The organism is Sulfurimonas sp. (genome assembly GCF_029027405.1).
Taxonomy (GTDB): Bacteria; Campylobacterota; Campylobacteria; order Campylobacterales; family Sulfurimonadaceae; genus Sulfurimonas.
This window is the reverse complement of the sequence record NZ_CP093396.1, coordinates 2,095,685-2,107,853: the sequence shown is the minus strand read 5'-3', so window position 1 is coordinate 2,107,853 and position 12,169 is coordinate 2,095,685. Positions and strand designations below refer to the sequence as shown.

Annotated in this window: 12 protein-coding genes and 4 tRNA genes; 14 read left to right on the top strand and 2 right to left on the bottom strand. The window is 30.8% G+C overall.

Going from position 1 to position 12,169, the window contains the following annotated elements; all coding sequences use genetic code 11:
- Positions 1-61 precede the first annotated feature (61 nt).
- From MOV42_RS10205 to MOV42_RS10165, 9 genes are all read left to right on the top strand, one after another.
- Positions 62-670, top strand: coding sequence for an LPP20 family lipoprotein (locus MOV42_RS10205; RefSeq protein ID WP_324171075.1), 609 nt, complete (start codon positions 62-64; stop codon positions 668-670).
- Positions 619-1,029, top strand: coding sequence for a hypothetical protein (locus tag MOV42_RS10200; RefSeq protein ID WP_324171074.1), 411 nt, complete (start codon positions 619-621; stop codon positions 1,027-1,029). Before MOV42_RS10205 ends, MOV42_RS10200 begins: the two co-directional genes overlap by 52 nt.
- A 13-nt stretch (positions 1,030-1,042) precedes the next feature.
- A complete protein-coding gene (locus MOV42_RS10195) occupies positions 1,043-2,185 on the top strand; it encodes a sigma-54 dependent transcriptional regulator (protein ID WP_324171073.1) in 1,143 nt (380 codons plus the stop codon).
- Between the two features lie 9 nt (positions 2,186-2,194).
- Positions 2,195-3,229 (top strand): aspartate-semialdehyde dehydrogenase, encoded by a 1,035-nt coding sequence (locus MOV42_RS10190; RefSeq protein WP_324171072.1) that lies wholly within the window; start codon positions 2,195-2,197, stop codon positions 3,227-3,229.
- 5 nt (positions 3,230-3,234) lie between these two features.
- On the top strand, positions 3,235-3,750 hold the full coding sequence (locus MOV42_RS10185) for a YqhA family protein (RefSeq protein ID WP_324171071.1): 516 nt from the start codon (positions 3,235-3,237) through the stop codon (positions 3,748-3,750).
- Entirely contained in the window at positions 3,747-4,781 is a 1,035-nt protein-coding gene (gene hemE / locus MOV42_RS10180) for a uroporphyrinogen decarboxylase (RefSeq protein WP_324171070.1), read from the top strand. The genes MOV42_RS10185 and hemE overlap by 4 nt, the downstream gene beginning before the upstream one ends.
- Before the next feature lie 5 nt (positions 4,782-4,786).
- On the top strand, positions 4,787-5,719 hold the full coding sequence (locus MOV42_RS10175) for a radical SAM protein (protein WP_324171069.1): 933 nt from the start codon (positions 4,787-4,789) through the stop codon (positions 5,717-5,719).
- A 56-nt stretch (positions 5,720-5,775) separates the two neighbouring features.
- Positions 5,776-5,850 (top strand) — tRNA-Asn (locus MOV42_RS10170).
- A 27-nt stretch (positions 5,851-5,877) separates the two neighbouring features.
- Positions 5,878-5,952: transfer RNA gene (locus MOV42_RS10165), tRNA-Asn, on the top strand.
- A gap of 161 nt (positions 5,953-6,113) precedes the next feature.
- Here the strand turns inward: MOV42_RS10165 and MOV42_RS10160 are convergent.
- Together MOV42_RS10160 and MOV42_RS10155 are read right to left on the bottom strand one after the other, a co-directional pair.
- Positions 6,114-6,188 (bottom strand) — tRNA-Glu (locus MOV42_RS10160).
- A 36-nt stretch (positions 6,189-6,224) separates the two neighbouring features.
- A tRNA-Lys gene (locus MOV42_RS10155) sits at positions 6,225-6,300 on the bottom strand.
- 142 nt (positions 6,301-6,442) lie between these two features.
- Here MOV42_RS10155 and MOV42_RS10150 point away from each other — a divergent pair.
- Genes MOV42_RS10150 through MOV42_RS10130 form a run of 5 tightly spaced genes read left to right on the top strand, consistent with a single transcriptional unit; the run spans position 6,443 to position 12,163 of the window.
- Positions 6,443-7,366 carry a VWA domain-containing protein gene (locus MOV42_RS10150; protein WP_324171068.1) on the top strand — a complete coding sequence of 308 codons (924 nt, stop codon included), beginning with the start codon at positions 6,443-6,445 and terminating at the stop codon, positions 7,364-7,366.
- On the top strand, positions 7,363-8,808 hold the full coding sequence (locus tag MOV42_RS10145) for a VWA domain-containing protein (protein ID WP_324171067.1): 1,446 nt from the start codon (positions 7,363-7,365) through the stop codon (positions 8,806-8,808). Before MOV42_RS10150 ends, MOV42_RS10145 begins: the two co-directional genes overlap by 4 nt.
- On the top strand, positions 8,789-9,892 hold the full coding sequence (locus MOV42_RS10140) for a hypothetical protein (RefSeq protein ID WP_324171066.1): 1,104 nt from the start codon (positions 8,789-8,791) through the stop codon (positions 9,890-9,892). The genes MOV42_RS10145 and MOV42_RS10140 overlap by 20 nt, the downstream gene beginning before the upstream one ends.
- A 51-nt stretch (positions 9,893-9,943) precedes the next feature.
- Entirely contained in the window at positions 9,944-10,882 is a 939-nt protein-coding gene (locus MOV42_RS10135) for a hypothetical protein (RefSeq protein ID WP_324171065.1), read from the top strand.
- 15 nt (positions 10,883-10,897) lie between these two features.
- Positions 10,898-12,163, top strand: a complete 1,266-nt coding sequence (locus MOV42_RS10130) for a hypothetical protein (RefSeq protein WP_324171064.1) — start codon at positions 10,898-10,900, stop codon at positions 12,161-12,163.
- The last annotated feature ends 6 nt before the right edge of the window (positions 12,164-12,169 follow it).

The following is a 12,169-nucleotide window of genomic DNA, read 5'->3' as shown; positions in this document are numbered from 1 at the left end:
CTAGCTAACTACACAACTAATTAGGCACCTTCTTTGGTGCCTAACAATAAAGGGATTGACAATGAAATACTCTCTACTTCTAATAACACTAATTAGTGTCACTTCATTAGTAGCTGCTGCTCCAAAAACTATTGAAAACTATGATAGAATGGATTCTATCGATGTTCAGTTAGTAGATATGGATACTAAAGTTTCGGGAATGGATACAAAAGTAATAGGCATCGATACAAAAGTAACAGGCATCGATACAAAAATGACTGATGTAGAAAGCAAAATCGCTTCTTTAGAAACAAAAGTAGATGAAGTTACTAAAAATGCAAAAGTTGAAAAAAAAGCGTCAGAAGAAGTTTTAAGCGAAACTACTAATGTAAGAATCAGCGTAACTGGTCAAGGTGTTGCACCAATGAACACTTTATCTCCTGCACAAGCTTATGCACTTGCAAAGCGTGCTGCAACGGCAGACGCCTATAGACTAATAGCAGAAAAAGTTAAAGGCGTTCGCATTGATGGTCAAGACTTAATCAAAAATATGATGGTTAAAAGATCAACTATTCGCACTTCTGTAAAAGCAATGGTTAGAAATGCTAATGTTGTTGAAACAACTTTTAAAGATGGTTTATGCGAAGTAGAGATGGAAATCGTTCTATCACACGCGCAATTTTCTCAATAATATTACTTAACTCTTTAGCTCTAGATGCTAAAGAGTTTCTTATATCTTACCGCTATATGGTAAAAGACGCTACTATTTACAACGAATCACTATACATATCAGCATCTATGAAAAAATGCACTGGTAAACCTTATAATCCATTGCTATTGCCTAGTTTTGGTGATGATGACATTAAACTAACGATAGAAAAAAATTCTAACACTTTTTTAGATTATATTCATAAACTTGGTCTTCATGTTATACACGATGAAGTAACAACAAATGCACAAAATAAATCAACTACAATCCTAACTTTAAAAACAACTTGCTTCAAAGTCGATTTTAATGAAAATTTTGCTAAAATTGCACCTTTAAAATAAGGAAAATAAAGTAGTGAAAATTGCAATAGTTGAAGATGATATTAATATGAGAAAATCTCTTGAAATAGCTATGAGCGACTATAAAGAATTTAAAATTTTTACATTTAAAAATCCTATAGATGCATTAAAAAAACTTGATGATTCTTTTGACTTAATAATTACAGATATTAACATGCCAAAAATGGATGGTATAGAATTTGTTAAAGAGCTAAATGGGAAATTTGAAGTTATTATTATGACAGGAAATGCAACACTTACTCGTGCAATTGAGTCTATTCAGCTTGGTGTTAAAGATTTTTTATTAAAACCTTTTGATGTTGATGATTTAATTACGGCAATTAAAAGAGAAGATAAAATACAAAAAGTACAAAAAACTATTAAAAATAACACTAAAAAAGCAGATGTATTTTTGGGAACATCAGATGCTCTTACAAAAGTTATAAATATTGCCGATAAAGCATGTAAAACAGATGCAAGTATACTTCTTTTAGGTCAAAGTGGAGTAGGAAAAGAAGTTTTTGCTTCTTACATCCATAAAAATTCACCTAGAGCAAAAAAACCATTTATAGCGATTAATATGGCAGCTATTCCAGATAATCTTATAGAAAGTGAATTGTTTGGTTTTGAAAAAGGTGCATTTACAGACGCACAAGAAGCAAAAGCTGGACAATTTGAACTAGCTAATGGTGGAACACTTTTTTTAGATGAAATTGCCGAGATGCCTTACGGTGTTCAAGCAAAACTTCTTCGTGCATTACAAGAAAAAGAGATACGAAGATTAGGCGCATCTAAAAATATAAAAATAGACATAAGAGTAGTATCTGCAACAAATGCTAATCTTTTAGAGAAAATTAAAAATGGAGAATTTAGAGAAGATTTATACTATCGCTTAAATACAATTCCACTTAATATTCCTCCGCTAAAAGAAAGAAAAGATGAAATTTTACAAATAGCATATACAATGAGTGAAGTCAACTCTAAGAAATATGGCTTTGAGTTAAAAACTTTTAGCAAAGAAGCAAAAGAACAACTTTTAGCATACAACTGGCCAGGGAATATTCGAGAGCTAATCTCTGTAGTAGAGAGAGCCGTTATTTTAAGTGAAACACAAGAAATTTCAGTAGATGAACTTTTTTTACAAAATAAAATACAATAAGGAGACAAAATGTCAAAAAAATACAATTTAGCAGTAGTTGGTGCCAATGGTGCAGTTGGTGAAGAAATTTTAAGAGTTCTACAAGAGATAGATTTTCCATTAAATAACTTAATCCCTCTGGCTAGTAAGAGAAGTGCAGGAAACAGTGTTTCATTTCAAGGCAAAGATATAGTTATAAAAGAATTAACAAATGAAGTTTTTGCTGATGAAAATATTGAGATTGCTCTTTTTAGTGCTGGTGGAAGCGTAACAGCAGCATTTGCTCCTGCGGCAGTTAAAGCTGGGACAGTTGTAATTGACAATACTTCACACTTTAGAATGGATAAAAATGTTCCACTTGTAGTTCCTGAAGTTAATCCTGAAGATATCTCTTTATGGAGAGAAACAGGAATCATATCTAACCCTAATTGTTCAACTATTCAAATGGTTCAAACACTAAAACCTCTGGATGAAGCTTATGATTTAATTAGAGTAGATGCTAGTACATACCAAGCAACTTCTGGTGGTGGGAAAACTGCTATGAAAGAACTTGTTACTCAGATGCAAGACTTTTTTTCTTTTAAATTAGAAGATGCCGAGCATAAAGCTTTTCCACATCAAATAGCTCTAAATGTTATCCCTCAAATCGATGTATTTATGGAAAATGGATATACAAAAGAAGAGATGAAAATGGTAAATGAAACAAGTAAAATCATGCATAAAAATATAGAAGTAAGTGCGACATGTGTTCGTGTTCCAACACTTCGTGGTCATGCAGAATCTTTAACACTTACTTTTGGTTCAGATGTAGATGCTAACGAAGCAAGAGAAGTTTTAGCTAAAGCTCCAAATATAGTTATACTTGATAATCCAGCTGAAAGTCTTTACCCAATGCCTGCAACTTGTGTGGATATGAATGAAACTTTTGTAGGTCGTATTAGAAATGACCCATATAGAAAAAATATGCTTCATATGTTTATAGTTGCAGATAACCTAAGAGTAGGGGCAGCTACAAATGCTGTCAGAATCGCTCAAAAATGGGTAGAAATGGAAGGTGAAAAATAATCAATATGGAAAAAATATTCGAGAGTACACTATGGGCATCAAGGTTTATGGTTATAACTGCTGTTGTTTTTGGACTACTAGGAGCAGTTATTCTTTTTGTAGTTGCTTCATTTGATATATATGAAACGGCAAAATTTGTATTAAATACTTATATAACTCATGCTCATCCAGAAAATTTTCATGAAGATGTTGTTGGTGGGATAATTGGGGCAGTTGATTTATACCTTATCGGTGTTGTTATGCTTCTTTTTTCTTTTGGACTTTATGAGTTGTTTATATCTGATATAGATGCTGCAAAAAGTGCAGATGGGCAAGAAAACAAAATTTTGGCTATACACTCACTAGATCAGTTAAAAGATAAAATATCCAAAGTAATAGTGATGGTTTTAGTTGTTGGCTTTTTTCAAAAAGTTGGTCATACGCAATATAATAATCCGCTAGATATGCTATTCTTCGCACTATCTATAACTGCTATAGCAGTTGGTTTATATTTTTTAGGAAAAGTAGGTAAAAAGTCATGAGTAATAAAATATTTGTAGATGCCTGTTTAGGCAAAGAAACACCATACACTCCAGTTTGGATGATGAGGCAAGCAGGTCGTTACTTGCCAGAGTACATGGCTGTAAGAGCTGAAGCTGGAAATTTTTTAAACCTATGTCATAACCCTGAAAAAGCTTGTGAAGTCACACTTCAACCTATTGATATTGTAGGTGTAGATGCCGCTATATTATTTAGCGATATTTTAGTTATTCCTGATGAAATGGGAATGGATTTGAGTTTTGTAAAAGGTGAAGGTCCAAAATTTAGTGATCCTATAAAAACTGAAGCTGATGTAGATAGGCTTATTGGTGGAGATGAGGCAGCTAGTAAACTTACTTATGTTTTTGACACTATAAAACTGATAAAAAAAGAACTAAGTGAAGATATCGCACTTATTGGTTTTACTGGTGCACCTTGGACTTTAGCAACTTATATGATAGAAGGTGAAGGCACAAAAACATACAATATTTGTAAAAAAATGATGTACTCTAACCCTGTTTTACTGCATAAAATTCTTGCAAAAGTCACCCAAGTTATAAAACTTTATATGGAAAAACAAATCCAAGCTGGCATTGATGTTGTTCAGATTTTTGACTCATGGGCAGCTGCAATTGAACCATCAGAATATGATGAATTTTCTTGGAAATATATGGTAGAAATAGCAGAATATTTAAAAGAAAAATACCCTCATATTCCAATAATTATGTTTCCAAAAGGAATACCTTCATTTTTAGATAAAGTATATGGAAATTTTGATGTATTTGGTGTTGATTGGTCAACTCCAATGGAATTAGCAAAAGAAAAACTTGGTGACAAATATGTTCTTCAGGGAAATATGGAACCATGTAGATTATATTCAAAAGAGATGACTACACAAAGTGTGCAAGATATACAAAAAGTTATGGGAACTTCAAGACATATCTTTAATCTTGGGCATGGAATACTTCCAGATGTTCCAGTTGAAAATGCAATACACTTCGTTAAAGAGTGTCAAAGAGTTAGTAAAAAGTAGTACAAATGCAAACAATTTTCGGTCCAATAAACTCAAGAAGATTTGGTTCTTCTTTGGGTATAGACCTTTCTCCTGCTCTTAAACAATGTAACTTTGACTGTCTTTACTGTGAACTTGCTCCAACAGCTACCGTAGATGCTCAAAGTCACACAGTTTTAGTTTCACAAATTATAAATGATTTAAAACAACATCTAGATGCTAAAATAGATGTAATAACTCTTACAGCAAATGGTGAACCAACTCTATATCCAAACCTAGATGAACTTATAGATGCAATAGATGCGATAAAAAACAAAACTCAAACACTCATACTTACAAATAGTGCAACACTTGTTGATGATAAAATTTTTACAACACTTTTGAAACTAGACCAGGTAAAGTTGTCTTTAGATGCCATTAGCGATGATGTGTTTAAAAAGATAGATAGACCTCATGCAAATATAGACATCAAAAATGTTATAACAAATGTACAAGAGTTTAGTAAAATGTTTAAAGGTAAACTTTTTATAGAGATACTATTTGTTCATGGTTTAAACGATACAAAAGAAGAGATACTCAAACTAAATGATGCTTTACTAAGCATAGATGCTTGCAGAGTTGATCTAGGAACCATAGATAGACCTCCAGCCTATCCTGTCATGGGAATAAGCTACAAAGAGCTTCATGAAGCTTCTTTACTCTTTGACAGCTCAATTCCTATACATATAGCATCTAGAGTTCACGCTGAACCTAACAACAGTGAGTACTCTGATGAAGAAATACTTAACACTTTAGATAAAAGACCACTTACAATGGATGATATAAACTTGCTCTTTGATGATAAAAGTAAACAAAGACTAAACATACTTATTAAAAACTCAAAAATTGTTAAAAAAGTAGTTGGAAATTTGGACTTTTTCATACCAGATGCAAATCTTAAAAGAAAACTCAAAAAGTAACCGAAATAGCTTGACTTTTACGCTTCTCTAAAGTATAATTTCGGCTCAATAAATAATCCGGATTAGCTCAGCGGTAGAGTAGGTGACTGTTAATCACTTGGTCGCTGGTTCGAATCCAGCATCCGGAGCCATTACTTATTGAAACCCTTTTTAAATAATCCGGATTAGCTCAGCGGTAGAGTAGGTGACTGTTAATCACTTGGTCGCTGGTTCGAATCCAGCATCCGGAGCCACTTCAAAATGCCTAAAATACGACCTTTCAAGTACTTTTCAGAAACAATTTAAGTTTTAAAAAATAAATTTGTATTAAACCTGTATCATAAATATTTTAGGAGTTAAAAGTAATAGTGAAGAATGAGTGTTTTTGAAAGTACCTAAAATAGGTATAAGTAAGTGGTGACCCCGAGGAGAATTGAACTCCTGTAACATGGATGAAAACCATGGATCCTAACCGCTAGACGACGGGGCCACTAAGTTGTTTTTGTATGCTTTGCGTACAAATTGATGGTGTCCTGTGATGGATTCGAACCATCGGCCACATCATTAAAAGTGACGTGCTCTACCAGCTGAGCTAACAAGACATAAACTCAAACATTTCTGTTTGTGAGCCGAAATTATAGACAAATTGTTTTTTGTTGTCAAGATAAATCATGCTAAATTGTAAGATATTTTGAAATTTGTTGCGATTAGGCATAAAAATGCTTTTTAGATAAAATATATGTAATGAATTATTACAGTTTTGAATACCCATATCTTATCTTTTTATTGATTCCTATTATATATTGTTTATATAGATGCAAAGAGTATATGAAACCAATATATTTTGTCCATTTACAGTTTTTATCTGCTAAAAAAAACTTCTTGAAATTAGAGTGGATTGTAAAAATTCTCATTTTCATTATGTTATGTATCGCTTTATCCTCTCCAATAATCATAGATAAACTAAATCCTTACAATAGGAATGGAAAAGATATAGTTTTAAGTATAGATTCTAGCGGTTCTATGAACTCTTCTGGTTTTGACTTTGAAGATGAAGTAAGTGAAGGAAAAAGGCTTAGTAGATTTGAAATAACTAAAATAATAGCAACAAAGTTTATAAAAAAAAGAGTTAGTGATAATATTGGAATTGTTTTGTATGGAGATTTTGCTTTTATAGCTTCACCTATCACTTATGAAAAGGAGATAGTTAGTAAAATGCTTAGTTATATGACTCAAGGAATGGCTGGTCAAAATACTGCTATTGGTGAAGCTATTACTATGAGTGTTAGAGCTTTTAAACACTCAGTTGCTAAAACAAAAATCATTATACTACTAAGTGATGGAGAACACAATAGTGGAGTCATTTCTCCTAAAGATGCTGTAAAATTAGCACTAGATAAAAAAATTAAAATATATACAATAGCTATGGGAAATAAAGGTGAAGCAGATGAGGCACTTTTAAAAGAAATTGCTTCTCAGAGTAATGGAGAGTTTTTTAGTGCAGCGTCTGCAAAAGAGTTAAAAAAAGTTTATAGTGATATAGATAAACTAGAATCATCAAAAATAAAAAGTAGAGAGTATTTACTTAAAGATTATTTTTACCAGATATTTTTACTTTTAGCATCTGGACTACTTCTTTTTCTTTTGTATCGGGAGCTGAAAAAATGAGTTTTTTAAATCCTGAATATTTTTGGCTCTTTTTATTTTTACTTGTAGGATTTATAAAAAAAGATTTTAAAGATTTACGCATAACTTCTTTTGGTTATATTATTACTTTTATATTTATAGTTTTAGCTCTTACTCGTCCTGTAATTGAACAAGAACCTATAGAGAGTGAGCAAGTTGTAAGTGATGTTGTTATTGCGGTAGATTTATCGTTTTCTATGCAAGCTAAAGATATAAAACCTACTAGATTACAAAAAGCAAAAGAGATTTTAACTACTTTAGTTAAAGTAGAACAAAAGAGTAGGTTTGGAGTGCTTGGTTTTACAACAAATGCCATTATTCTTTCGCCATTGACACAAGACTCACAGCTTTTAAAGCATCTCTTTAATTCTCTTGATGATAAACTGATTATCACAAAGGGAAGCTCTATTATGAGTGCCTTAGTTTTAGCAAGAAAGATGTCAGAATCTAAGCATCTGAGTCTTGTCATACTAAGCGATGGTACAGATGCTAGAAGTTTTGAGGATGAAGTGAGATTTGTAAAAGATAATTTTATGGTGGTAAATATATTCATGTTAGCATCTAGACATGGAAGTACTTTAAGTCTTGAAAATGGAGAACTATTAAAAGATGAAAATAAAAACATAGTTCTTAGCAGAGAAAATCCTAATATTAAAGCTTTAAGTAATGCAACTGGTGGGGTATATACAAAAGATTTAGGTGAATTAACAGATGCTTTAAATGAGCAAAAAAGAGATGATGAAAAATCTAAAACTATTATAATTAAGAATCTTGAATTATTTTATTATTTGGTAGTTTTAGCAATTGTTTTCTTTTTACTAAGCATTACAACTTTAAAAAAGTATCTAGTGGCTTTTTTACTTTTTGTTGGTGTGAATCTAGATGCTAATATAGTTGAAATATTTGAATATGAAAATATTAAGCAGTTTAAAATAGCAAGTAATTATTATAAAAAAGGTAATTACGAAAAAGCATTTGAAGTATATAAAAATGTAAAATCATCAGATGCTGAGTTTAAATCTAGAGTTTATTATAATACAGCAAATTCTCTAGTTAGGTTGAAAAAGTTTAAAGATGCAAGAGAAGCTTATAAAAAATCGCTTACTCTTTTTTACTCAAAAGAGGCTTATGAAAACTTACTTTATATCATAGATGTAAAAGAACAAAAGCAAATGAATACAGGACAACAAAAGAGTTCTAAAAAATCTTCTATTGCAAAAAAAGAGAGTTCAAATAAAAAAGCAAAAGAGGGTGGAAGTTCAAACATGAAAGTAAGTGCAAATGCAAGTAGTGGTGCCGAAGATAGTGGAAGAAAAATTTCCTCACAAACAAAAATAAACTTAAATACTGCAAAAGCAAAACTTAGTTCAAAACAGTATGAACTAATAAATAAAAGGAAAGTAAATGAAAAAGAACCTTGGTAAGGTTGTTTTAATCTTATTAATATTTCTACAGCTAGATGCTTCTACATATAAATGGAGCGCTCAGATAAATAAAAGTGAAGCTATAGTTAATGAGGCTATTTACTTAAAGTATGTTTGTGAGTTTAGTGATAAGAGTGAGCTTTATACGATTGACTTTAATCCTGTTGGAGATTATAAAAACTATAGTGTTGAACTTTTAGCAGAACAAGAAAAAATACTTGAAGGCAAGAGAATAAACAGTTATGAATACATTGTTTATGCAAAGCGTGAAGGTCAGATAGTATTTGATTTTGACATTGTTATGAAAAAAACAACACAAGAATCTATAGATGCTACTATTGGTGGAAGAGATAATGATAGAGATAAAGAGTCATTTACAAATAGATATTTAAAACAAAAAAGTTTAGTTGTTAATGTAGAAAATAGTAGTTCCATAATAGTCGGAAATTTTAGCATAGAAGTAAAAAAAGCAAAGAAATCTATCAACTCTTATGAACCATACCATTATGAAATAATAATAGATGGAGTCGGTAATTTTAAAGGTTTAAAACCAATAAACCTTAATATTAAAGGTGTGAAAGTATTTTCACAAAAAATTATTAAAGATATAAAACTAACAAGAGATGGATACAAAGGAAGATGGAGCCAAAAGCTTGCTTTTGTAGCTGATAAAAATTTTATTATTCCAAGTCTAAAAATAAAATATTATGACATAGAGCAAAAAAAAATCAACGAACTAGTTGTAGGTAGTACAAGAGTTAATATACAAAATGTTTATGTAAAAGAAGAACTTCTTGATAAAAAAGAAGAAATTTTTGCCTTAAATTTTGATTTTGTGTATTATATTTTAACATTTATAGCAGGTTTTATTTTGGCGAAAATTAGTTCTAAAAAAACAAAAAATAAAGATATAAAAAGTAGTATATTTGAGGAAAAAGTTAAAAATACCAAATCATTAGAAAGACTTCTTATTACCTTGGCTTTGGAAGATTCTAAAACTTATAAAGAACTGATTAATGATATACAAAACAATAAAATTACTTCTTTGAGCGAATGTAAGAAAATAATTATAAAATTAATGTGAAGTTAAATATTTTTTAACTAAAATTGATGATTATTTTTAAGGGGATAAAAGATGAAACAAACGATTTCTTTAATTACTTTATCGATGATAATTTTTTTCTTTACAGGTTGTGGCAGTGGTGCTAAAATAGTTATACCATCATACACTGCACCAAAAGAAGTAGCAAAATTATCAAAGATTCAGACAAAAGATGAATTTATATCAGATGGAGCGTATTTGGCTGTATGGCTAAATCCAAAAGTGAAAGATGCCCTAGAGGCTAATAGGAAGCTTGAAGATATGCTTGTATATAATGTAAAACAAAGACTTACTGAAACTAACTTCATAACACTAGACCCAATGGGAAGCAACAGTGATGTAGCTTTGGGCATGAAGATACTTAGTTATGAGTACAAGCCAAATGGAAATAAAGTATCCCTTTCTTTAGAAGTGAGTTTTACGCTTTCTCGTGGTAGTGATGAGTTTTTAGTTAAAATATATAGTGATAGAAAAAATCGTCAATCTCGTGACGCTAGTAAGTTGCCAAGTGAAAATGAGTTGACTTCTGCTGCTGTGAGTAAGGTAGTTAAGTATTTTATTTCAGATATATCACCACTAAAGACAAATCAACTTCGTGAGTTTAAATCTTTATCTCAAGAGTTAACACATGTTATAACTTATGCAAAAAGAAAAAACTACCAAGGTGCAATAAAAATAATGGAGAAATATAAAGGCAAGAAAGATATGAATTACTTTTATGATTTAGCTATTTTGTATGAAGCCCAAGCTAGTAATACTGAAGATATGAAACTTTTAAACAGAGCATCTGAGTATTATGAAAAAGCTTTAAGTCTAGGTGGAATTAATGATGAAATAGTTGTAAGTGCAAGTTCAAGATTTGATAGTTTTTACAATCTTTTAAATAAAATAAAAGAACAAGATAAATCAAATCAAGCACTTAGACATGATAGAAATTCTATGACTGGAAGCAGTGATAGTGAATATAAGTAAAATTAAGAGAAATTGATGAGAAGAATAGTTATACATACAATAATAGTAAGTTTAACAGCTTTAGTAATGTCAGGGTGTAGCTCAATGATGGAAGGACTTCAGTCACAGATGGAAGTCCCAACTTTAGAAAATCAAGCAAATCGTGTTGCAATTGGTATGACAATTGTTCGTGAAAATAATATAATGGCATTTAAGAAGCAAATTTCAGCAGATGCTAAATGGCCTGCTTTAGTATCGGCTGATATAAGTGAAACACAAGATAAGTTTATAATTGATTCTTTGATGGATGATCCATACTTTTCAACTGTTCATTATAGTGATGCTATTCAAAGAAAGATGCTAGGAAGCAGTTCTGGTATGAGCATGTTAGGGGATTATGCTGACTTTGCTTCATCACTTTTAAATCAAAAAGTAAAACCTTTAACAAAAAGAGCAATACAAAAAATAATCATTCTTTATGGTGAAGATAAAGCTAATTGGCCAAATATATTTAATTTTGATAGTACACTTGATAACTTCGTAGAATTTAACGATGGAAACCTTCAAGATATAGAGGCAGTAACTGGTGATGTATATGAAACTCTTGGTGAAGCAGTTATATCACTAATTCCTATAAACTTACAAAAAGACTTAAGTGTTGCTAGGGATGAAATGCTAGATGGATATGTTGAAGTTGCATCTATTAAATCTGAAAAAGGTGATCTTCAAACTAAACATAAAATATATATAACAAGAACACAAGAAAAACTTGATATAGAAAAAGAAATAAGTTTTGTAGAAACAAGAATAAAAGTGGCTGAATCTGTTGCAGATGAAAAAGAAGCTATTTATTTTGAACTTCTTGACCAAGCGGTAGTAGCATTGGAGAGTGACATAAATATAGATAATGAAAACTATGTAAAACTTGCAAAAAATGTAAATATCGTTTCAAATGAAATTCAAATAGGTGCTGTACAAGCATATACTTCTTTTTCTTTAGCATCTGCAAATATCATATCTAGTAATATTGTTCTTATGTTTCCAAAAGAGCTAGAAAGTTTAGCTATTGCTAAAGCTAATGTCCCAATTAATTTACAAGCAAATTATGATGAAAGATTGGTTAGGTTAGTTAAAAATGCTGTATACTTACTACCAAATATTTTAATCGGTACATACTATGCTAATAAACAGTCTAGTTTAGCTGAGAAATATGAGAGCGTAACAAATATAATTTTATTGGCTCATCAGACTAAAGTAGAACAAGACCTTTCGGCTCAAGAAGCACAGAAGTTAGATAAATAACAAGGA